Raw genomic sequence first — 25,800 nt, 5'->3', positions numbered from 1 at the left:
AGGGTGTGTTAGGAAATAAAGCGTTTATATTGGTTGGCTTATCATGTTTAACCGTTGCTTGTTCGGTTAATAATAAGCTTGATGACTTAGCAAACACATTAAATAATCGATGGGTACTCGACAACGATACGATCACTTGGCAAGTTAAAAATCAACATCATGATCATTTGGAATTTAGCGGCGAAAAATTATCTGCAATCATCTATTATGGAAATAATGAAACAGGCAATTTAGTCCTTAATCGGAAAATTGTTTGGCCTATGTTACGGACGGTTCCAAATGATACACATGCAAGTCTTATTCATGAATTTCCTACCGCCATTTCACCCAATATTTATATCAATGACGTCCTCTATAAGTCAGAGAAACTGACAGACGTGAGTTTTAATGGTGTACTGACATTGACCAGTTCACTTCGCGATAATTTAACGTTAACTCGTGTATTATCACCAAGTACCGAACACCCAGCTTTAATTGAAACCTATAAAATAACTAACACAGGTAATTCATCACAAAACATTGAAATTACCTCCCTAAATTACCAATTTAAAACACCTGCAAAAGACGGGGTTTACGGCGCATATACCATTACAGCTAAAAGTAATGCAATACCTAAAACAGCACTAAATTCTGGTGATTCTATCCAATTCAGTGCTCAATTTGTCGCGACGAAAACAGCTGAAAATAGAGATTTTAACAGTCAAGACGAACTGAAAAAACGCGTAAACTATATTGCTAGCTTAAAACATGCGTTAGTACTCGAAACGCCCGATCCGATATTAAACCAAATGTTTCAATTTTCGAAGTTACGTGCTGCTGAAAGTATTTATCGCACCAAAGGTGGGCTAATGCACGGCCCAGGTGGCGGGCGTTATTATGCTGCGTTATGGGCAAATGACCAAGCTGAGTATATCAACCCGTTTTTTCCTTTTCTAGGTGATAACAATGGCAATGAATCGGCAGTAAATAGTTATCGTCATTTTGCTCGATTTATGAATGATAAGTTCGATCCCATACCATCGTCGATTATTGCAGAAGGTGTCGACATCTGGAATGGTGCGGGTGATCGGGGAGACTGCGCAATGATTGCTTATGGGGCCAGCCGTTTTGCTCTAAGCTTTGCTGATGAAAACATTGCCCGCGAATTAACCCCTTTAATTGATTGGTGTCTAGAGTACAGCTTTAAGCAAATGAATACCCAAGGTATTATAAGATCAGACAGTGATGAACTCGAAGGAAGGTTTAAAACAGGCCAGTACAATCTAAGTACTAACATGCTAGCGTATGGGGCACTAAAAACATCATCAAACTTGCACCACCAGCTCGGAAATGAAGCTAAATCGGCTGAGTACAGCAAACGTGCATTTAAGCTTAAAGCTGATATGAATAACTACTTTTCAGCTAACGTACAGGGCTATAATACTTACCAATACTTTAAAGGAAACACCAAACTAAGATCTTGGATTGCACTGCCTTTAACTATGGGGATTTTTGATAAAAAACAAGACACTTTGAACGCATTATTGTCTCCACACTTATGGAGTGCTGACGGCATTTACACCGAAGCTGGCAATAATACCTTTTGGGATCGTGCAACTCTATATGCATTTAGAGGTATTTTTGCGGCGGGTGAAACCGATATAGCCATGCGTTACTTTAAATACTATTCAAGAAAGCGCCTTTTAGGGGAGCATGTTCCCTATGCCGTAGAAGCATGGCCTGAAGGTAACCAACGCCACTTATCTGCTGAAAGCGCACTATATGCACGTGTTGTCACTGAAGGTATATTCGGTATCGAACCACTTGGTTTTGATCGCTTTCAACTTGCGCCTTACCTTCCTAGTGAATGGCCGAATATGTGTTTAAAATCAATTAAAGCGTTTAAGCAAGAGTTTGATATTTGTGTACAACGCAAAAGAAATAAATTTGAAATTGCCATTGCACATGATAATCAAATAAATAAATTTGATTGGGATGGCATTGCACCCATTACCTACACTTTCGATTGAAGTCTATAACGGGGACTCACCGTCCCCATATCATTTATATATAAAAATAAAGATACTTATGAATTATCTATATCGCATTATCTCTGTATTGATCACGTTTTTACTCTTCAATACCCACATTTCAGTATTTGCACAACCATTGCAAGTCACGTCCCCAGACGGTTCTATAAAGCTATTTTTATCAGAAACTTATCCCATTGAATATTCTATCTCTGTCTCAGGGAGTATGATTATCTCTAAAGCTACAGCAGCGTTATATTTTAACGAGCCTAACAATCCCCATAACCCTATAACTATTAAAAATATAAAAAGGTCATCGCAAAATAGATTATTAACCCCGCATATTAAACAAAAATCTGCGCAAATTGTCGAACACTACAACCAAATAACCCTGATTTTTGATAACCAGCAAACTGTTAACTTTAGAGTATTTAACAGTGGCATTGCCTATCGATTCAACACGTTTATGACTGACCATTTTGCGATTAAAAACGAACTTGCACAATTCAAATTCATAGATAGTACGCGTACATTATTTCCCGCAGAAAAGAGTTTTGTTTCCCATAACGAACGTACTTACGAGTCAAAACAGTTAAGCGCTATAACAGAGAATGAGTTTGCAAGTTTGCCGCTAATGGTCGAGTTTAATAAGAGTAAACTCGTTATTACCGAGTCTGGGCTAAAAGACTATCCTGGTATGTGGCTACAAGGTACAGGTAGAGAAAGTTTAAGGGCAACATTCCCAAAAACAATAGTTTCATCTAAATTACAAAAAGGATCCGATAGAAATGAGGTTATTGAACAGCGTTCTCCTTTTATATTTGAATCAAAGTTAGCGCCACAGGCGAATTCAAGGTCTTTTCCATGGCGAATTCTTGCTATATCCAAAGATGACAGCGAGCTTTTAACCAACCAGTTAAGTTATTTATTGGCTGACGAGCTAGCTATCAATCCGTCATGGGTTAAGCCTGGCCAAGTAGCATGGGATTGGTGGAATGCAAATAATGTGTATGGGGTTGATTTTATAGCCGGTATCAATACTCAAACGTACAAATACTATATAGACTTTGCGGCAAAGAACGGCATCGAATATATCATTCTAGATGAGGGTTGGCACCATTTAGATAGTGTTATGAATGTTGTTGAAGACATCGATGTTAAGGAAATCATTGCCTACGGAAAGTTAAAAAATGTCGACGTTATCCTATGGGTTATCTGGAAAACGTTAGACACTCAACTCACCGAAGCATTAGATCTATTTGCACATTGGGGCGCTGCCGGTATTAAAGTCGACTTTATGCAAAGAGATGATCAAGCTATGGTTAACTATTACTGGAAAATTGCACGAGAGACCGCAAAAAGAAAGTTGCTTGTGAATTTTCATGGCTCTTATAAACCTGCAGGCCTGCGAAGAGCTTATCCTAATGTAATAACGCGTGAAGGTGTGCGAGGGCTAGAACATAATAAATGGGCCAATTACATTACGGCAGAACATAACTTAACCTTGCCCTTCATTCGCCAAGTCGCTGGGCCGATGGATTACACGCCTGGCGCAATGAGTAATGCACAGCCTAATAATTTCTCAATAAGCTTTGCTAGACCAATGAGCAAAACAACTAGAGCCCATCAAGTCGCAATGTATATCGTTTATGAAAGTCCTCTTCAGATGCTTGCTGATAGTCCTTCTGCCTATGTTAAAGAGTCACAAACCACAGAGTTTATAACTGCAATTCCAACAGTATGGGATGAGACTCACGTGATATCCGCGAAGCTGGCAGACCATATTGTTATTGCCAGACGCAATGGTACACAATGGTACCTTGGGGCCATGGGGAACAGTAACGAACACAAAATCAATGTTGACCTATCATTTTTGCCCGCCAATAAGCGCTTTGAAATGACATTATTCAAAGATGGGCTAAATGCCGATAAATTCGCCAGTGACCATAAAATTGAAACTAAGCCTGTAACTCATAACTCAACTTTCATACTTAACCTCGCCCCAAGCGGTGGTGCTGCAGCAATCATTAAGGAAGCCCAATGAAACGCACAATAGTATTACCGCTAACCAATAGGGCTATTTATGAAAAGTAACCAAGTATTACAATCATTTATTTCGATATTTTCATTGCTTTTAACTGTCGTGTACGGGTTAATTCTAAGACCATTAATGTTTGAACAAAGTGCTTTCTCATTAGAGGTTATATTTTTGTTCTCAGCAGTATTTGTCGTTATCCAACTTATGTTTCTCGGCTACTCTTGGGATCAAATTCAAGATTCGCTCACCAAACGCCTCACCCAAGCTTTACCTACAGTACTATTATTATTTGCAATTGGCATATTAATAGGCACATGGATGATTTCAGGTACTATTCCACTTCTGATCTATATTGGCTTAAAACTAATTACAGCCGAACACATTTATTTTTATGCGTTTGTTATTCCGATACTTTTTTCTATGTGTACAGGCACATCTTGGGGCGCAATTGCAACCATTGGATTAGTCATTATCTCTGTTAGCACGGTCGTAGGTGCTGATTTAGGTATTACGGCTGGAGCGGTCATCGGTGGTGCATATTTTGGCGATAAAATGTCTCCTCTATCAGATACTACCAATATTGCCGCCATTGCCGTTAAAGTGCCTTTAACAGACCATATTAAAGCAATGAGAACAACTACCTTCCCATCTGCAATTATTTCGGCGGGTCTTTTTTTTACTCTTGACTACTTTTATCCATCAACAAGCTCACAACTAAATACCGCCTCATTATTAAACAATACGCTCAGAACCATTAAAACTATGTTTGATATCAACGTGCTATTATTGGCTCCGCCTTTAATTATCATGGTAGGTTCAATATTTAGAAAACCTCCGTTGCCAACATTAATTGCTTCTTCTTTTTTGGCTTGTGTGTTGGCCGCTATCATTCAATCTTCATCATTAGATAATATAGTGCAAACAGTCTATAAAGGCTTCACGTATGACATGGTCCAGAGTCAACCTTTAACAAGCACACTTACTCCAATGTTAGCGAGCTTATTCAATCGAGGTGGGATATATGCCTTAATCGACCCAATTATAATCACCATCATGGTATTTATCTATGTCGGTGCCATCGACCGCATCAACGCATTACCCACAGTCATACATTACCTTTTAAATAAAATAAAAACCAAAAGTATGCTGGTAATTACCACCTTACTCTCTTCTGCGCTCACCAATGCGTTAACTTCAAGTCAGTACGCTAATAGCTTCATTATTGGCGAGGCATTTAGCAACAAATACGATGAGTTTCATTTACCTAAACCGGTTCTTTCCCGTTCTTTAGAGGATACAGGTACCATGATAGAAAGTTTGGTACCGTGGAGTACAACCTCAGTTTTTATCTTCTCAACATTAGGTGTATCTATTATTGACTACTGGCAATGGCAGTTCCTATCAATAATTAATATATCTATCGCATTTATATTTGCTATTTTTGGCGTTGGTTTTTACAACAGCCGAGCTTTTAAATCCACATCATTAATATCCAAAGGTGGCGTAAAACATTATGACCAATCACTTTAAACCCAGTACACTATTAATCAATGATAATATTGAAAAAAGCGACCAATTTGGTGCTGTTGTGCCACCCATCTACCAAAACTCTTTGTTTACTTTTGACAGTTGGGATGACATTGAATTGGCATTTGAGGACAAAATAAACAACGCAATTTACACCAGAGGAAATAACCCAACAGTGTCGACTGTTGAGAAGAAAATTGCGCAACTTGCTAATGGTGAAAAAGCCAAGCTTTTTGCTTCAGGAATGGCGGCTGTTTCTGCAGGAATGCTTCATTTTTTATCGTATAATGACCATATCATTACGCTAAACAATATTTATGGCCCATCAATCAGTTTTATTAATGATTTTTTAATTCCCAAAATGAACATTCAAGTTACGTTTGTCTCTGGAAAAGACAATGACGAGATAGAGAAAGCAATTCAACCAAATACTAAGCTGATTTACTTAGAAAGCCCCTCATCTGTGGTTTTTTCGCTGCAAGACATTCGTAAAGTAACCCAGTTAGCGAGGACAAATAACATAGCAACCATCATTGACAATACTTGGTGTACTCCTATTTATCAAAAGCCGCTCACTATGGGGGTAGATTTAGAGCTCCACTCTTGTTCTAAATATCTTGGCGGTCATAGTGATATAGTGTCAGGGGTTCTCATTGGGAGTGATAAACTGATTAGTGCGATCTGTGCTCGTGAATATGAACTTTTGGGTGCCAAAATGGCGCCTGTTGAAGCCTGGTATTTACTAAGAAGTCTGAGAACATTGCACTTAAGAATGGAGCGCCACCAAAGTACAGCCAAAAAAATCGCTGAATTTTTATATAGTCACAAAAAAATCAAACATGTCAATTACCCTGGCCTAGATAACTTCGAGCAAAAGTCCTTAGTTGAATCGCAAATGAGCGGTGTCAGCGGGCTTATGAGTTTTCAACTAAAAACAAATCACTTACCGAGCATTAAGTCGTTTTTTAATCATCTTGAACTATTTCAGATAGGTGTTAGTTGGGGCGGGCATGAGAGTTTAATATATGCTCCTGCCATCAGTTGTATAAAAGAACAACCCCCTGAACAATTTGAAAAAATGGGAATTTCACTTGGTGATATGAGAATTTCAGTTGGCCTTGAAAGCAGTGATGATTTGATCACCGATTTAGAGCAGGCATTAAGTTGTATTAAGTAAACAGTTTTTTAGGGGTATTTTAAAATCAAACATTATGACTTTACCCCTTTTTTAAATACTCATACTATCGAATAAACACCGAATAAAACTGTATATTTTTACATTTATCTTTTTGTTATTCGTTTAAATTATAACAACAATCACTTTTTATACAACAGCCAAATAATCACGCCACATATCTCCTATGTTATATAACGGGATATATATCTATTATTTCGAGACGTTCAAATTACCGACATATGATTGAATTAACAAAGCCAAAGAGCCTTTCTTTTTGGTACGGGGAAATGTTTAAGCAAGTTAATTTATTGCAAAGCAAGTTAGTTCAAAAATAATAATTAGATTGGAACGTGTCATATGAAAAAAAGTAAGCGCAAAGATAAAAACAACATATTTATATTATCTCCTCTCGCACTTGCATTAAGCACTATGTTAAGTCATTCAGCATACGCTGAACAGAGCAACAAAAAAGACGACATCGAAGTTATTGAAGTCAAAGCAACCTTAGGAATTTTAGGTAGCCTGCGAGAGGCCCAAAGCATCAAAAGGCAATCGGATAACGTGGTTGATGCAATTGTCGCCGAAGACATCGGCAAATTTCCTGATGATAACGTAGCAGAAGCCTTGCAACGTATTCCTGGGATCAGCGTCACTCGTACTGATGGTGCAGGCCAAAAAGTAACAATTCGCGGGATGTCTGGTAAGTATAATATCACAACATTTAATGGTCGTAAGTTGGCCACTGACAGCGAAAACCGAGACTTCAACTATGATGTCATTGCATCTGAGTTAGTTGGCAAAATAGAGGTATACAAAACACAACAAGCCAAACTTCAAGAAGGCGCCGTTGGAGGAGTCGTTAATATCTACTCCCGCAAACCGCTAGACCTTGGTGAAGAGTTGAGCCTTTCAGTTAAAAATGAATACAATGCTCGAGCGAAATCACATAACCCAAAAACATCATTTTTAGTAAGTGATGTATTTCTGGATGATACCTTTGGCGTACTTGCTTCGTTAGTACACACAAAGCGCGTATCTCGCTATGACAAATATAACTCTACCAATTGGGATGATTGGCAATATCATGAGCTATATAGCACTGCAAATCCAAATTCTGAACAAGAAGACGTGGTTACACCCAACAATGCAAATATCAATGACACCTTTAGAATGCCCCGTTGGCCGCGTATTACTCAAACTGAATCAGAACGTGAACGCCTTGGAGGAACATTGGCACTGCAATGGCTTCCAAATGACGATTTAGACGTCAACTTTGATGTGCTATTTAGTTCATATGATGTAGATAATAAAGCCAAAGCGATGACACTTGTGTTACCTGCTTACGATGGTGCCGCCAAAATAACAGAGTTTAACGTCGGTCCGGATGGCTTCGTTGATAACATATCATGGAATAACGCAACCGTTGAACTGCTTGAAACCGGTGTACCGAGAAAAAGTGATACATACCAAGTAGGTCTAAATACTAATTGGGTGCTTGACGATATCACCTTAAACTTTGATATGTCAGTTTCTGGCGCAAAAAATGAAGATGATGGAAATGGTAGCCTTGTCGTGGTCAGAGCTGGAGTCAGTGGTGCGACAATTAACTTTAATGGCAATCACCCGATCCCAGATATGACCCTAGCACAGGCGTTAGATGAAAATGCAGTGTATGGCGCTCATCATTCTCGCAAATTTGGTAATACCGTTGACGACAAAACGGCTCGATTCGTTATAGACGGTACATGGGAGCCGCTTACTGGCACTATGAGTGCATTATTTTTTGGTCTTGGTTACAACTCACAAAATAAAGAAAAGTATAACTTTTATCCTTCTTCCCCTAGTATATTTGCGTTTGATCACAGTGATGAAGTAAACCCCACATTTACTGCACCAACCGTCAATATTGGAGGGAATACCATGTGGCAACTACCCCATAATGTGATTTCACCGGGAACAGGAAATGGTTTCGGTGGGGGTGCAAATGTGCCACAAGTATGGCCGAGCATTAACCAATCTGCTTTATTTGCCTACTTCAATAAATTAGATCCTAATGCTGCTAAATCATTAGTGCCACAATCCTCTGAGAATGGCGACACTTATGGCGTAAAAGAAGAAACCCTTCATGCATACATAGAATCGAAATTTGAAGATAATATGTTTGGGCTTCCCTATATGCTAGATATTGGCGTACGCTACATAAAAACTGATATTACCTCTTTTAGTTACTCTCGAAACCCAGCCAATTTAGTCTTCAATGACGATGGTACGGTTGCCAATAGTGACTGGAAAAAGCGCGATTTACAGCAATTCGAAGACAGTTATTCAGATGTATTACCGAGTGTGAATCTCAAATTAAACTTATCAGAAGAACTGGTACTACGATTTGCTGCGGCAAAAGCAATATCTCGCCCATTCCTATCACAGCTGATCCCAAACACCAAAATTGATCCTGAGTTAGAGGACGTCAACGATGACAAGGAGCGACGTACCATAAAGTACAACAACCCAGGCTTGACACCTTATTCGTCAAAGCAGTTTGATACTGCTCTAGAATGGTACTATAGCGAAAACGGTAACCTTTCATTCGCATCATATTTTAAGCAATTTGCAGGCTTTGTAAAAGATAATGAGTTCGAAGAAACCATCGCCGGCAATTCATTTCTCGCAACACGTGAAATAAACGACGACCGCCATAGCTTGATTCGAGGGTATGAAATTTCATGGTTCCAAACATTTGACGAATTTTTGCCCGAGCAATTTGCTGGATTCGGTATTTCTGCAAACTATACATTGAACAATAGTACCTCCGGGGAAAGTGACAGCGAAGGAAAAGAAATTCCATTTTTTGGCTTATCTAAGCATCAATCCAATGTAAACCTGTTTTATGAGCAAAATGGCTTGAGCATGAACATCGCTTATAATAAACGCTCAAGTTATAGCGTAAAAAAAGTAAGTCATTGGACATATGAAACAGGTGGTTCGGTTGATACGGAGCAAGCTGTAGCACCTAGTTGGGGCAATTTGAGTGTTGGAATGTCATACGACATTACCGATAATTTAAGAGTTACAGCGGATGCTTATAACTTGCTTGACCCTGATGAAACGTTGACCGTTAATGCCTTAAAAACAGAGTTATTAACAGCCGGCGCAAGCGAAGGAAGTTACATTTTTGAAAATGCCAGTTACGGTAAAAGCTATTCCGTTGGTCTTCGATACAAATTTTAAATATATCAGGTACAGTCATACGTAATGAATGGCTGTACCTTCCCATTCAGCACATAGGTCGTTAAATGAAGCAGACATTCAGTTTACTATTTACTCTTATATTACTCGTGACAAACTCAACATACGCTAATGCATTTTCATGTAACAATACACAGTACTGCGAAAAAAGTAATGTTGAAATCCGCGCTTTCAATCAAGGGGCTGTATATTTAAATGGTCAATTCACCGGACAATATACCCCTGCAAAATTAAATTTACCACCGGGTAAGTACTCAATTGGTGTTGGCCTTGAAAAAGAAAAGCAGTACCTAAAAAAACAAATCAACGTATTAGAAAAACATACTCCAAAGAAGCCAATGAAAGTTACCCTTAGCCACCAAGCAATACAACCGCCTTCAAAGTGGCGAGCACTTTTTGTCGGTATTCCGTCTGTGTACGCAGGCATAGGCGCTAAAAAATGTCATAGTAACTTTACCCAGCACGAATTGGATGAGGGGTACAATTTTTTTAAACAAAATTTACGAGAGCACATAGAACCGTTTTCGTATGGCACAATAAAGTGGGATATAAATCGGCAAGACTTAAGTGAGCCTGTTGAACTCACTCATAACCCGGACAATGACTGGTACACGCTTGAAGCACAACAAGGTTTGGCGCAACTTAAACATATAAAACCTGGGGATTACGACACAATATTCCTGTTTTGGCGTGCTGAAATGGGAGATTGCAGTTTTGAGAGTCCATACTTTGGTCTAGCTTGGCTAGAACCAACGTCCCCCGACACCCTTGAAACTGGATACGTAACGGTAAAGTTTAATCCAGGTGAGATGGGTGTAAAACAACGTATAAATAAGTATTTAAATGACGACCCCGGTGTGTGGACCCACGAATGGTTGCACGTTGTTATTGAACAATTTTACCCAAATAAAGGCGTTTCGGTGCCTATTCCTCCCAAAGATAAACTCATCTTGCATGCCGCTTCCGAATACGGTTATACATATCCCTGGATGGACTGGTATAAAGATCTCATATCAGGGCAGGTCAGACAAGGTAAAGGTTATTCTGGATTAGGACCTGAAACGTTCCTAGACTGCACAATTCGTCAACAGGTTAAAAAACAATGTAAATTATAAAAGTACTAATTCAGTGCTACAGGGAGCTAACGCTCCCTTTTTTGCATATAAAATCCAATTATATAGGTAAATTATGAAATAATAATGTGAAAGTGGCGTGTAAATCAGGAATCTTTATTTAATAAGCAATAAGACGTTTATTACTTGATACGTTAATTTGTAACCGTGAATAGATTTAACATTGTTCGCAAATAATTAAATTAACCAACAAGGAAACAACATGAAAACGTCAGGCAAAGTTGTAAGTTTATGCCTATTTACCCTGCTTACGAGTCCGCTATCAGTGCTGGCAGCAACCAAAGCAAGTCATAAACTCACCGATATTAATAGTAAATATCCCCATGATTTAACCGCCGTAGACAACCATATCGACCATAATTGTCAAACCGATCATAATGGCCAGAACTGGTCCAAATTACAATCTCAGTTTAACGCGCAAATGACACAATTAAAACTAAATCGCGTAACTGAACAGCTAAGAAATGACGCTATTTCAGGTGATCTGGTAAGTAGCAGTATTGCGGAAGATGGTCGTTATTACATTCCCGTCGTATTTCACATTTACGGCGAAGCCTATAATTGCGCAGACGCGACACAAAAGTGTTTAACTGACGATAAGGTAAGAGACGCACTACGTAAATTAAACGATGATTTTCAAGGCCTAGCTGTAGACTCTCCACAAATATCCCCCATCTTCAGTGCACTTCGAAAGAACGTCAATATTGAGTTCGTATTGCCGAAAAAAGACCCTACTGGGCGCGACACCAATGGTATCGTACGTTATGACAGAGAAGAGGCCGGCTATGGCAATCATGATGCACAGACGCTTAGCCGTATCAATCAAGATTCATGGGATAATTTCAAATACATGAATGTGTATATCATGAATGACTTGCACGCTAATGGTAAAGGTAATAATTCTGGTATAGCGTGGTACCCTGAAGTTGCCATGTCAGAAGCTGGCACAGCTCGAGTTGTCTATAATGGCAATTATGTTGGCAACAATACCAATGAGAACTTCAGATCGGTGCTTACCCATGAATTTGGTCACTGGTTAAACTTAATCCATACCTTTGAAGATAAGCAGTGCACCATAACCAATCAAACATTGTGTGAGTCTACCGGTGATAGAAACTGTGATACCCCGCAGATGTCTCTACCATCCCCCATGCAAGACAATGCACCAAATTGTTTCGGTGAACCAACAAACACCGAAAACTTTATGCATTACTCTGACAACTATGCGATGTTCACTGCAGACCAAGTTGCACGTATAACGGCTGCGTTACATGGTCCTTCACGAAGAACACTTTGGTCAAATGACAATTTAATCGCTACGGGATTAGAAGAGTATGTTAGCAATGCAGACCACCCTTGGGATGGAATATCAGGCATCGATGTTGAGCCTGAAGGTACTGAACTCATGTCATTTGATAATATATCAGGGTTAAAAGGCGACATAAATACGTTTGAAATTAACCTCCCGGATGGGGCTAATAATATTCTGTTCTATTTGAATGGGCACACTGAAGATCCTGATATGTATTTATCTAAAGGGGTTGTCCCGACGCCGCCACCAGAAGGCTCTGAAGATTGGATAGCAGATTTCACTTCTTTTAATTCTCCTGGGGATGCGGAAGTGTTATCAATTGATGAACCCGACACAACAGTCCCTTACTATGCATCGGTACATGCTTTTAGTGAGTTTAGTAACTCAAAACTACAAGTCATACAAGCTGACGATCCTTTCCTTAAAGCTGGAGAACGTCGATTCACGCTGTTAAAAATCGATGACCTATGGGCAAATAAAACCGATGGGATGTGGACTGATAGGTTAGGGAAAACCCATGACTTCCAATTTAACGTCCCTGAAGATGCAAGCCGAGTTGTGGTGGTGGTTCCTGGGGGATATCAAGGCCCAAAAATGGCCGATGGGAGTATTAAATATAATGGCGACTTAGACCTATACGTAAGTAAAAATAGTGAAGTGAGTCGAGATAGTTATGACTGTAGACCGTTTACATGGAAAGGGATTGCGGAGTACTGTGAGTTCGATGGCGGCGGAAAGTTTGACCTCTTAATTGACCCATTCCAAACTTATACTAAAGCGTCACTTCATGTTTATTATGAAACCTCAAATACTGCAAATCAACTCCCTTTTGCTAACACTAACGGCAAAAAATATGAGGAAGCGCTTGGACATGCTATTGAATTCAGTAGTGCCAACTCAAATGATCCAGACGGTAATATAATCAGCTACGCTTGGGACTTTGGGGATGGAAACTCAAGTGTTCAAGCAAACCCGTCTCACATCTATAACAATGTTGGAAGCTACCCAGTTAAACTAACTGTCACTGACAACTCTGGCGCATCTGTAGTGGGAACGACCACCGCGGTCATCACTGAAAATTCGCCTAACGATGCTGAATTATGTACTGGGTGCTCTCGTTTTTATTTAAATGACGAAATTAAATTATCAGCACTCGCAGGTTCACAGCCGCGCAATTATGAATTTGCAGTACCTGATGCAGCATCTTTAGTAACATACGAACTTGTCAGTCGTTATAACGGCGATCCTGATATCCATGTGAGCCAAAATAAATCTGTTTCTAAAGAAGTTTACGATTGCCGACCTTGGGAGGCTCCTGGCCAAACTGAGCTTTGCCAATTTACCAGTGGCGGGATATTTAATGTCATGATTGACCCGTTCCTAAATTATGATTCACTTAGATTTAGAGCATATTACGACATTCGAGATGATGCCGACCATTCTGCACCAAACCGTTTACCCACTGCCAATGCTGGAGGAGAGTATGTGGGCCGAGCAACATACCGAATTAACTTTGATGGCGGTCAGTCTCGCGATGAAGACGGACAAATAGTGGATTACTCGTGGAATTTTGGCCATGGTGTTGTCAAAGCGGGGCAATCTATTACTCACACCTACCCACAAGCCGGAACATACTTTACAACATTAACTGTAACTGATAATGACGGTGCAACCCATGAAAACAAAGCGACGGTGACGATTCTCCCGATTGGTGATATCGATAACGACGGGGACGTAGATATAGATGATATTGCCGCATTTAATGCCGCCCTCAATAACAACGACCCCATAGACTCGTCATTTGATATTAATGGTGATGGTAGAATTGATGCCGCAGATATCACGGCAATCAGAGAACTATGTTCTTATAATGCTTGTACGAATATTCCACCACCACCACAAGCACCAATTGCCATTGCTAGAGCGTTACAAAACGATGTACAAGTAAGTAGTTCCATTAACTTTAGTAGCCAAGAGTCATCAGATCAATATGGTCAAATAGTCACTTATGATTGGGATTTTGGAGACGGTACTCGCAGTGACTTTGCTAATCCAACACACCAATATGCAAAAGCGGGTATTTACGAGGTTATTTTGAGCATAACCGACAATGATGATATGACATCGACCGCACGCGTTATCGTTAATATTGATCATCCACCACTTGTTTCTGCATGTGATAATGCACCCAATGATTCAAGAGAAATACTGCCATCTGCGCCTCGCTGTATTGAAAATCGAAAAGCGTTTTCTTTTAATAATTTAAATAGCGGTCACACACATGTTGCGATTACCCTAATTGGCGCACCTGATGACGCTTTAATTTATTTCGGGGATGGTAACTGGCCTAAAACAGGCAATGGCGATCATACTCTTGTATCTGAGACACAGGGCGATCAGCAATGTATTTATTATACGATTCCGGCCGATGCTAACTACTGGGGATATATTGAAGTATCTGGCCAGCCTAACGGGGCGACCATCGTTATGGATTACGATGTACCTGGATGTAGACCACTGGTCAATGATATACCTAAGCAAGCTCCTCATGCCGACATAGTGATATCTGGCAGTGTTGTAAACGAACACGTTGCCTTCAGTGCTGCAAATTCTTACGACTCTGATGGACATATTGTCAGTTATTTTTGGGACTTTGGTGACGGCACGACCAGCACTCAACAAAACCCTGTTCATGCTTATAGCCAATTAGGGCTGTTCGATGTAACGCTCACTGTCACCGATAATGATGGCCTAGTCTCTAGTACAAGTAAGTCTCTCACAATTGCAATGCCAGCTTTAACAGATGCATGTTCTGTCAGTGATGCTGACAAAACCACCAGAGATTTGTTATCAGGAGAAGCTCGCTGTATTGGCAACCGTGCAAGCTATGCATTTAGAGCTGTTGACCAACATCAGAGTGTTGCTATTACCATGTTAAATGCCTCTGCTGACGCTCAAGTATATTTCAAAAACGGTGGCCGACCTTCTATACCACGCAACCATTTTGACGCTAAATCAGTGGCACAAGGTGAGCAACAATGCCTAATTTACGATATACCAAGTAATGCAAGATACTGGGGATATATTGATGTATCTGGCATCTCTGAAGGGGCAACAATCGTTATGGACTTTGATACTCAAAGCTGCCGCACAAACACTCAATAACTCTTCATGGTTACTTTTGAGTCCTAGCACACCGTGTTAGGGCTCTTCATACCGTAACAATATAATTCATACAACATATAGAAGAATAACAGAGGACGCTATGAGAAATTACCATAAGTTGTCATTGATATTACTATCACTTATATCAAGTGCCCCATGGGCAAATACATCAACGGCGGATACAAGAGATCCTGCTTTTCATGAAAATATAGCCACACATCATGACATTGAACATACTGATCATAACTCGCGCTACATACCAAGTGCTTTGTACCCTGATGTTCACTTAATAGATAAACGAGAAAAACGCCAAAAGCAACTTTCAACACAGCTCATACTCCCCCCCCAATCAACTGACGCAGAGACCACATGTCCCAACAATGTCTTCACCGGTTTAAAAGGTGCTGTATTTTTGGCTGCAATAAAAAACAACGGCAGAGAATGTATAAACACCTTATTTAACGACCGCCCTGAAACGCAAGCGCTAGGCGCTTACAGTGATGCGAATTTTTCAACCGTTATTAATGAAATAAAAACCAAGATGGTGACGTATAATGGGCTTAATGACACCGATTATATCAGCAGTTTGTTTTATTGGTTGAAAGCCTATGCCTATTACGATGAAAGGCGATTTGTCACACCGACAACACAACATGGCATGGAGGAAGCAATTAATGCAGTTTATCAAAATAGCCATTTTTTTGATAAGTCTGCACAACATGCTTTAGTTGTTCGCAACGCGACCGGTATTATAAAAAACGCCGTCATAGGGGAGCGTTTTATTCACATTACTCGCGCCATGTTGAGTCGTTATAATGCGGAATATGAACAAGTCGATAACTGGGGACAAGCTGTAACTCCACTATTTTGGCAAACACTAAGCGCCTGTGCAAAACAAGCGAGTTGTCGTACTGATGAACACAATAAAGCGCTCATTATCGAAATGGCTCACTTTATTAATACCAATCTCACATGGCTAACTAAAAGTGACAATGACTACCATTTATTTAATTTAGGCTACCAGCTTGCAAATATGTATCGGGGTAAGAACGATCCTCATTTTGCTGCGATACAGACGGAGCTAACAAAACACATATCGACGATTTTCGACAGCTTTGGACCGTTAGAAGATGACAAGGCCAGAACATTATATTTAGCAGTACTAGAAAGCATTAACTATAACAACATGTGTTCTGCTTACAATGTTTGTCACAAAACACAAGAAATTATTACCCAAGTCCTTGGTGATAGAAAAACTTGCCCATCTGGAACGTTGTTTATTTGGGCGCAAGATATGAACCAGCAACAGTTAGAGTGGACGTGTAATTCACTTAAAAGTCACGAAAACCATTTTCACAGTACATTACAAACCAACAGAGTACCGGTTGTCCCTGATGACAATAACAAACTCAGAATGATTATATTCAATGACAAAAAAGAATGGGTCACTTATGGAGGAGCCTTATTTAATGTCAGTACGAATAACGGTGGTACATATCGAGAAGGGGACCCAAGCCGCTCTGGCGATCAAGCTACTTTTTATGCGTATGAGCATGTTTCTGAGCGGCCCATTTTCGATATTTGGAATCTTCGCCATGAATACATTCATTATCTAGAAGGCCGCTTTGTCTCAAAAGGGAGTTTCAGAGACAGCGATGACGCAGGTCGAACCGTCTGGTTTGGTGAAGGTATTGCTGAATATATCTCTCTCAAAAATTGCAATGATGACGCCATTGACATAGCCAGAACCAAAAAATATCCGTTAAGCACAATTTTTAATAATGAATATGGGGTTGGACAAGAGCGTATCTATGACTGGGGGTACCTAGCAAACCGATTTATGTTTGAGCGAAAAAACAGCCAGTTCTTCCAGATGATGTCCTTATTCAAAGAAGGGCAGTTTCAAACATATAGAGATGATCTTGTTGATGTGTGGATTGACACGCAATCTTTCGATGCAGAGTTTGCTAATTGGCTATCAACCGTCAATTCATACGGCTGTAAAATTGACACTACGCGGCCCCCATCTCCTGTTGAGCCGAAAAACCCCGATGACTATCAAGGCCCAGACACTGTAGCAGTTAACGCATGTCATTTAGGCCGTCCCAATTTAGACTTTACACTATCTGCAGGCGTCGCTTCGTGTTTAACGGGCCAAACTACTGGTAAAACTCGCGAGTATGGTTTACCTGTGCCTCAAGGGTTTAAAAACGTTTCATTACAACTGACATTACGCCACGGATCTGGTAACGCCGATTTATACCATGAACACGGTAGCGCGAATAACGGCAGTCAATATGAACATAAATCAACAGGGCCAACTAACTCAGAAACTATTGTCATTGATAATGTGAAGCCTGGTTGGAATTACATCGGTATAAAGGCAACACATACGTTCAATAATACCACGCTTCTAGCACGGTATATTCAGAACTCATTTGAAGACGACCTCACACTTAAAAATAATGTAAGTAAAATGGTGTCAGTCTCAGAACAACAGCAAGTGACATATTCAATGTCAGTACCTGACAACGCCAGCTCTCTTACTTTCAGCACTGTCGGGGGGGCTGGAGAATCTGATATGCATGTTAAATATGGCAGCGCGCCAACACTGTCAGATTTCGAATGCCGGCCTTGGAAAGTGGGTACAACCGAAACGTGTCACATTAGGAATGTCAAAGCCGGTACCTACTACATTATGCTATCTGCAGATCCATCTTTTACCAATGTCACGCTAACGGGCCGTTACAATACCCTCGATTAACTATCCACAATTTACCCTTTGTTGTCAAAGCCTACGAAATTGTTCATAGGCTTTTTTGTCACTTCGTTGAGTGTTTTTTGAGACTAAAATAGTTATTTTTAGGAACGTATGTGAGAAAGATTAAGTTTAGTATAAATGCTTGTATATATTACTGACAGGTTAAGAATATGCCGAGCCACCAAAGTGAAGGAGTGTTTGACCCGACGGTTCATCCACATCGCCGTTACAATCCATTATTAGATGAGTGGGTTTTAGTTTCTCCCCACAGAGCTAATCGACCTTGGCAAGGCAAAACAATGGAGCCTGAGGGCATTACACAACCAAACCATGATCCAAATTGCTACTTGTGTCCAGGCAACCATCGTGTTACTGGCCAAAAAAACCCCCATTACCACTCTACGTTTGTTTTTAACAATGACTTTGCTGCTTTGAGTCCGCAAACACCTATTTATAGTAGTGATGACCCACTGTTTACGATGCACACAGAGCAAGGCGAAAGCCGTGTTATATGCTTCTCTCCGAACCATGGTAAAACACTACCTTTGCTTCAACCATCTGAATTATGTGACGTTGTAAAGGTTTGGAAAGCGCAATGCAATGAGTTAGGAAGCTCCTATCGTTGGGTACAAATATTTGAAAATAAGGGCAGCTTAATGGGTTGTTCTAATCCTCACCCACATGGGCAAGTATGGGCACAAAATGAGATCCCGACCGTGGTTGCCAGAAAAGCAAAGGCACAATCTCACTATTTCCAAACGTATGGCACCAACTTACTACAAGACTATGTTGCACGAGAGTGCATCAATGCTAAAAGGCTAATACTTAGCAACGCGCACTGGGTGGTGGTCGTACCGTATTGGGCAGCTTGGCCATTTGAAACGCTCGTTTTACCAACATTTGATATTCAAAGAATGACCCAGCTCAGTGCAAGCCAGTCAATATCTTTAGCCGACATAATAGGTAAATTAACGGTTAAGTATGACAATTTATTCAATTGCTCATTTCCATACTCTATGGGGTGGCATGGTGCACCATATGATGATGATGCACATCTCGAATGGACACTTCACGCGAGTTTTTATCCACCATTATTACGTTCATCCAGTGTGCAAAAGTTTATGGTTGGATACGAAATGTTAGCTGAAACACAGCGTGATCTCACCCCCGAGCAAGCCGCTGAAAGATTGCGAGAAACATCAGACATTCATTACAGCTTACACGCTACTACGGCCTAAAAATAAAGGAATGCATTAACCATGTCACACGTTGAAGCAAAAACAAAAGCGTTATTTACTGAGATATTTGAAAGTGCACCACAATTAACAACTATCGCACCTGGACGCGTTAACTTGATTGGTGAGCACACTGATTATAATGACGGGTATGTTTTACCCTGTGCAATAAACTTTCATGTTGTTGCATGCGCAAGCCCCCGCCACGACAATAAGGTCCGCGTTATTTCTGCCAATCACCACAATGAAATTGACGAGTTCCAGCTTTCAAATAATATCGCTCCCAGTAATAAACTCTGGGCTAATTATGTACGAGGCGTCGTACAACATATTCGCCTCTTAGGACATAATATTTCAGGCGTGGATATGGTTATTTACGGAGACGTACCACAAGGCGCAGGGTTAAGTTCTTCGGCCGCTTTAGAAGTGTCAATAGTCAGTAGCTTCGATCAGTTATATTCATTGCATTTAAGCGATACCGATATCGCCTTAATAGCCCAACAAGCGGAAAATCAGTTTGTAGGGTGCCAATGCGGCATTATGGATCAACTCATCTCTACCAACGCAAAAGAAGGGAAAGCATCTTTAATTGACTGTCGGTCTATGCAGACAAAGTATGTTTCACTGCCTGATAACTTTAGCCTTTTGATTGTAAATTCAAATAGAAAGCGCGGGTTAGTGGACAGTAAATACAACGAACGCCGGGCCCAGTGTGAGCAAGCAGCAAACAAACTCGGCCTTTCGGCACTGCGTGATATTAGCCTCGCTGATTTTAACCGACAGCAGCATATATTAGACCCCATTATCGCCAAACGCGCTAGGCATGTGATCAGCGAAAACGAACGAGTAATTGAATTTGTAGAGGCCATGGCGGATCAAGACATCCATTCAATGCAACGTTTAATGAAGCAATCTCACGAATCGATGCGAGATGACTTTGAAAATACCGTGCCTGAAATAGACTCACTGGTAAATATAATTAAATCAGAAATTGGTGACAAAGGAGGGGTACGAATGACTGGGGGTGGCTTTGGTGGCTGCGTAATTGCGTTACTACCCACAGACTATGTTGATTGGATAACGTCAGTTATCAATTCTAAATATATGACAACAACCGGCCTCATTCCCACAATATTTGTGTGTTCAGCTGTGCAAGGAGTACATAGTAAACACACAAATATCGCTCACTTCACAAGCTGCTTAGACAGCTAGTTTAACGATATATAACAATAATAATGAGAAAAAAAACCTATGACATTAAGCCAGCTGGATATTACCGTACTTGTTTTTTACGCCGTGCTATTACTGACCGTCGCATTGTACATATCAAAAAGCGACAAGTCAGCTGCCTCAAATACCGAGGATTACTTTTTAGCAAGTAAAGCATTACCATGGTGGGCCATCGGCGCATCACTGATTGCATCAAACATTTCAGCAGAACAGATCATAGGAATGTCTGGTTCTGGGTATGCGATGGGACTCGCCATTGCTTCATACGAATGGATGGCCGCAATTACGTTAATACTTGTTGGCAAATACTTACTACCCATATTCTTAAAGCAACAAATTTACACAATGCCGCAATACTTAGAACAGCGTTACAATAAACCAGTCAAAGTTACGCTCGCACTGTTTTGGCTGGTGGTGTACATATTTGTTAATTTGACCGCCGTATTATGGTTGGCGGGCATGGCGATTGAATCTATCTCTGGTTTAGATGCCATGATTGGCATGCTATTACTATGCCTTTTCTCTGTTGCATATTCCACTTATGGGGGGCTAAAAGCAGTTGCCTATACAGATATTATTCAAGTTGTTTTATTGGTTTTAGGCGGGTTACTTTTAAGTTACTTGGCGCTCAACCAGGTGTCAGCAGGTAAGGGCATTATTGTCGGGTTTACAAAGCTTTCTGAGCAACTACCCAGTCATTTCGATATGATTCTATCCCCAGAGAATAGTCACTACGCAAGTCTTCCTGGTGTCTCCGTATTGGTTGGTGGTTTATGGATCATGAATATCAGTTACTGGGGCTTCAATCAATATATCATTCAGCGTGCACTTGCGGCAAAAGACTTAAATGAAGCACAAAAAGGCATTGCATTTGCCGCCTATTTAAAACTGTTGATGCCATTTATTGTCGTGTTACCCGGTATTACCGCTGTCATACTTTACCCCAAACTACCTTCACCTGACCTTGCGTATCCTGCCATGATGGGGCTAATGCCTTCGGGTATCAAGGGGCTGATTTTTGCGGCTCTGGTTGCAGCGATTGTTTCTTCACTGGCGTCTATGACAAATTCTATTTCAACCATATTTACCATGGATTTATATAAAGAAATTAAACCACATAAGAGCCAACACCATTATGTGTTTATTGGCCGCGTTGCTGCCGTTTTTTCATTAACGATAGCATTAGTAGTCGCGAAACCTTTATTAGGTCAGTTTGAACAAGCATTTCAATATGTTCAGGAGTTCACCGGTATCTTTACCCCCGGTATCGTCGTCATTTTCCTGCTGGGGATGTTTTGGCCTCGCGCAAACTCACAGGGAGCACTTGCAGCAGCGATTGGGTCGGCTTTGTATTCAATCGCTTTAGCCTATTACTTCCCCAACTTTCCATTTATGGACAGAATTGGCTTAGTGTTTCTCATGTGTTTATTAACTGCGATTATTACCTCTAATACAACCACTGGACATATAACAGACAATAGGTCCTGTCATTTACCTACTTCTGCTAGCGTAAGTACTGGTGTTACCTCTGAGTTATTCAATACCAGCCAAGCATTTAACATTGCGGGACTGGGCTGCGTGATCATTTTAGCCGCACTGTATGTGACTTGGTGGTAATACACAACTTAGCTGACTATTTATACGTATATACCAATAATAAGAAGTAATAAGAAGTAATAATGAGTAAAATTCAAGAATACGAACTGCAAAACAACAACGCTATGACCGTGAAAATCGTAAACCTAGGTGCGCGGGTAAGTTCTATTAAAGTGCCGATTGATCAATGTCTAACTGAAATGACTGTGACATATGATAACCCGCAATGCTTTCTCAACGACAAAGCATATATCGGTGCCACTGTCGGGCCTGTCAGTAATAGAATAGAGAATGGCCAGTTTTACTTAAATCAAACCCGTTATATGTTAGATAAAAATGACCGGGGAAACTGCTTACATGGTGGCGAAAAAGGTTTTTCGCAGCACCTATGGCAAGTTAACGAAACAACTCGGACACTTACCTATTTAGAGTTAAATTTAGAGTCAAAACATATGGAACATGGTCTCCCTGGGCATCTTAATATTACGGTTGGCTATAATTTGACTGAGGATAACGCACTTGAAATTAGCTATTATGCAACCAGCACTCAAGACACCCTCTTATCAGTATGTAATCACTGTTATTTCAATCTCGCAGAAACGTCCGTCGATAACCTATTCTTATCCCTTGATGCTACGCGATACTTACCAATAGATGAATTAGGTATTCCGACAGGCGATATGAAATCGGTGGGTGACGGTGATTTTGCATTTAACAGCCAACTAAAAAGCATCGGATTAACTATAGGATCAGCTAACGACCCACAAATTATTGCCAATCGCGGATTTGACCATTGCTATGTGATCAATCCCCATTTAGCTCAATCACCAGTCGCAACCCTAATAGCAAAGAATACAGGTATTCGTATGCAGGTATATACCGACTATGAAGGTGTTCAATTTTATTCTGGACAACACCTAGAGCCACCATTTAAACCTTATCAAGGAATATGCATAGAAGCACAACGATTTCCCAATGCCATCAATAACCCGCTTTTTCCCAGCCCGATACTCAAGTCAGGTGCCTTATTTAAGCAACATACCGTATATAAGTTTGATCATGTTTAATTGGAGGGTGTTCAGAACCATATTAATTATTTACATGAATGGTTTATGTGTCACCACCGTCTATGCAGTCACCAACGCAAAGCCATCATGTGTTAACTGCCACGCGAAACAGTCTACTGATTGGCTCGACTCCGACCACGCAAAAGCCATGTTAGATGCAACCCCCGAAAATGTCCTTGGAGATTTTAATAATAAGACCATAAACCACCATGAACAAATAGTCAGATTTTATAAACGCACCGACCAATACCTCATGACGGTTACCGACAAAGATACCGAACACACGGTGGTGATTAAGTACACGTTTGGTCATAGACCATTGCAACAATATTTGGTTGAAACACAAAATGGTCGATTACAGGTACTTCCTTTTAGCTGGGACAGTAGAGCAAAAAACCTTGGAGGGCAACGTTGGTATCCAAACTATACAGACGCAATGATGACCTCATCAAAGCGTTTGCATTGGACCCAACCGTTACAAAATTGGAATGGTATGTGTGCCGATTGCCACTCAACAGGCTTAAAGAGACACTACGATAGCGAGAGTAACACCTTTAATACAACCTTTAAGGACGTTAATGTCAGTTGCAATGCTTGTCATACAGAGTTAAATGACCACGCCGAAAAGCATCTTCTAAAATCCCCAAACAGGCCTGCAACACACTCAACTAAGTCTTTAAAAAATCAAAGCTGGGTATTTGAGTCAAATGGCGCGAACGCGGTATGGCATGGACCCAAACGAGACAATAGTTTTATGGACAATTGCTTCTCATGTCATTCAAGACGACTCCCGTTAACTGACGGCATTACCACCGGAGCAGCATTTTTAGATCAGTTCATTCCGCAATTACCAATATCTCCGTATTATCATGCCGATGGACAAATAAAAGACGAAGTGTATGTTTATGGCTCGTTTTTACAAAGTAAGATGTATAAAGCGGGGGTAAATTGCCTGGATTGCCACGATAAACATACTATGAAAGTAAAGCAGCAGGGCAATGGGTTGTGTTTACAATGCCACAGCAATGATGTTTACAATAGCTATGAACATCACCGACATCAAACAGAATCGGCAGGAAGTTTGTGTGTAAATTGCCATATGCCGGAAACAGAATACATGGGTGTAGATAAACGCCGTGACCACAGTTTTAAAATCCCTAGGCCTCATTTATCTGCACGTTTTAGTACGCCAAACTCGTGTAATCGCTGTCATGAGAACAAAAGCGCACAGTGGGCAAGCAATGCAGTAAATCAATGGCATGGTAAACCCAAACCTCTGACTGTGAATGAAATGAACCTAGTAAAATTAAACTTGGGTCTAGTTCTGTCTGACAACGAACATTGGAACATTATCAATGACAGCAAGATCAGTATTATTCGTAGAGCAAGCGCGCTGCAGTTGCTCAAAACTATATCTAATGCAAAGCAACAACAAAAGCTCATTCATTATTTAAAGCACGATGAGCCGTTACTACGGTTGGCCGCCATCGAAGCATCCAAGTTAATGCCAAACGCAATATTAAATACACAGTTACTACCGTTACTGAATGACGCTTACAAAGCTGTCAGAATAAGCGCGTCACGCACTATGATTCTATCGGGTATGACTGATATATCACACCCCAAGTTTGTTCATGCATTTAAAGAACTCATGGGTGTTTCAGCATTAAATAGTTGGCGAGGAGAGGGTTTAGTAGAGCATGCTGCTTTACTGGCAAGCGCCAGCCAGTTAAAGGGGTCGGAAAAAGCACTTATTCAAGCCATCGAATTAGACCCATATCATGAAGTAGGGTATATCAATTTAGCCGATTTATATCAAAGTCAAAAACGAGAAAACCAAGCAAAGTCCATATTAGAAAAGGGCATTGTTACAATTCCACGCTCGTCCATTATTTCATATGCCCTAGGCTTGCACTTTGTGCGCACTAAGCAACTTGACCTTGCAATGAGCCATATTAAAAAAGCAATGCTATTAGACAAGACCAACCCGCACTATGCCTACACCTATGTATTAGTGCTTGATAGTTTGGGGCAAAGTGAAAAAGCCTTAAAACAATTGCGCTTAATCATCAAAAGCTATACTGATAAGTCAAACCTGAACTCACTCGGTATGGACTTAGCACTTAAACTGGGCGATATGGAGACATATCAAGAATTCAGATGAGATCATCCCCCAAATTGCTGGTGGCACGTAACCCACCAGCGATTATTCAAAAATTTAGACTTATTAAAGTAGCAACGTTTCTAACTCAAGTACAGTAACCACAATGTAAGCATTTCACATACATTTCTATGACACATGAC

The 25,800-nt window shown here is 40.5% G+C and carries 13 protein-coding genes; all 13 read left to right on the top strand.

Going from position 1 to position 25,800, the window contains the following annotated elements; translation table 11 throughout:
• Nucleotides 1-5: 5 nt before the first annotated feature.
• The 13 genes from J8L98_RS01525 to J8L98_RS01465 all read left to right on the top strand — a co-directional run bounded on the left by J8L98_RS01525 (nucleotide 6) and on the right by J8L98_RS01465 (nucleotide 25,660).
• Entirely contained in the window at nucleotides 6-2,009 is a 2,004-nt protein-coding gene (locus J8L98_RS01525) for a hypothetical protein (protein WP_210994974.1), read from the top strand.
• Nucleotides 2,010-2,067: 58 nt separating this feature from the next.
• Nucleotides 2,068-4,053 carry a glycoside hydrolase family 97 protein gene (locus J8L98_RS01520; protein WP_210994973.1) on the top strand — a complete coding sequence of 662 codons (1,986 nt, stop codon included), beginning with the start codon at nucleotides 2,068-2,070 and terminating at the stop codon, nucleotides 4,051-4,053.
• A 39-nt stretch (nucleotides 4,054-4,092) separates the two neighbouring features.
• Entirely contained in the window at nucleotides 4,093-5,577 is a 1,485-nt protein-coding gene (locus J8L98_RS01515; protein ID WP_210994972.1) for a Na+/H+ antiporter NhaC family protein, read from the top strand.
• The gene (locus J8L98_RS01510) at nucleotides 5,561-6,751 is read left to right on the top strand and encodes an aminotransferase class I/II-fold pyridoxal phosphate-dependent enzyme (RefSeq protein ID WP_210994971.1); all 1,191 of its coding nucleotides are present in this window, start codon (nucleotides 5,561-5,563) and stop codon (nucleotides 6,749-6,751) included. Before J8L98_RS01515 ends, J8L98_RS01510 begins: the two co-directional genes overlap by 17 nt.
• Before the next feature lie 357 nt (nucleotides 6,752-7,108).
• Nucleotides 7,109-9,979, top strand: a complete 2,871-nt coding sequence (locus J8L98_RS01505) for a TonB-dependent receptor (protein ID WP_210994970.1) — start codon at nucleotides 7,109-7,111, stop codon at nucleotides 9,977-9,979.
• Between the two features lie 65 nt (nucleotides 9,980-10,044).
• Nucleotides 10,045-11,112, top strand: a complete 1,068-nt coding sequence (locus J8L98_RS01500) for a hypothetical protein (RefSeq protein ID WP_210994969.1) — start codon at nucleotides 10,045-10,047, stop codon at nucleotides 11,110-11,112.
• A 220-nt stretch (nucleotides 11,113-11,332) separates the two neighbouring features.
• Nucleotides 11,333-15,607 (top strand): PKD domain-containing protein, encoded by a 4,275-nt coding sequence (locus J8L98_RS01495; protein WP_210994968.1) that lies wholly within the window; start codon nucleotides 11,333-11,335, stop codon nucleotides 15,605-15,607.
• 100 nt (nucleotides 15,608-15,707) lie between these two features.
• Nucleotides 15,708-18,371 (top strand): collagenase, encoded by a 2,664-nt coding sequence (locus J8L98_RS01490; RefSeq protein ID WP_210994967.1) that lies wholly within the window; start codon nucleotides 15,708-15,710, stop codon nucleotides 18,369-18,371.
• A gap of 167 nt (nucleotides 18,372-18,538) precedes the next feature.
• Nucleotides 18,539-19,606: a UDP-glucose--hexose-1-phosphate uridylyltransferase gene (locus tag J8L98_RS01485; protein ID WP_210994966.1), complete on the top strand. Its 1,068-nt coding sequence runs from the start codon at nucleotides 18,539-18,541 to the stop codon at nucleotides 19,604-19,606.
• 21 nt (nucleotides 19,607-19,627) lie between these two features.
• The gene (gene galK, locus J8L98_RS01480) at nucleotides 19,628-20,815 is read left to right on the top strand and encodes a galactokinase (protein ID WP_210994965.1); all 1,188 of its coding nucleotides are present in this window, start codon (nucleotides 19,628-19,630) and stop codon (nucleotides 20,813-20,815) included.
• A gap of 39 nt (nucleotides 20,816-20,854) precedes the next feature.
• Nucleotides 20,855-22,450, top strand: a complete 1,596-nt coding sequence (locus J8L98_RS01475; protein WP_210994964.1) for a sodium/solute symporter — start codon at nucleotides 20,855-20,857, stop codon at nucleotides 22,448-22,450.
• Nucleotides 22,451-22,512: 62 nt separating this feature from the next.
• Nucleotides 22,513-23,496 carry an aldose epimerase family protein gene (locus J8L98_RS01470; protein WP_210994963.1) on the top strand — a complete coding sequence of 328 codons (984 nt, stop codon included), beginning with the start codon at nucleotides 22,513-22,515 and terminating at the stop codon, nucleotides 23,494-23,496.
• The gene (locus J8L98_RS01465; RefSeq protein WP_210994962.1) at nucleotides 23,489-25,660 is read left to right on the top strand and encodes a HEAT repeat domain-containing protein; all 2,172 of its coding nucleotides are present in this window, start codon (nucleotides 23,489-23,491) and stop codon (nucleotides 25,658-25,660) included. Before J8L98_RS01470 ends, J8L98_RS01465 begins: the two co-directional genes overlap by 8 nt.
• Nucleotides 25,661-25,800: the final 140 nt, after the last annotated feature.

This window comes from Pseudoalteromonas sp. MMG013 (assembly GCF_018100885.1).
Classification (GTDB): Bacteria; Pseudomonadota; Gammaproteobacteria; order Enterobacterales; family Alteromonadaceae; genus Pseudoalteromonas; species Pseudoalteromonas aurantia.
Note: the sequence above shows the minus strand (reverse complement) of the source record. Positions and strands in the feature narration are given on the sequence as shown.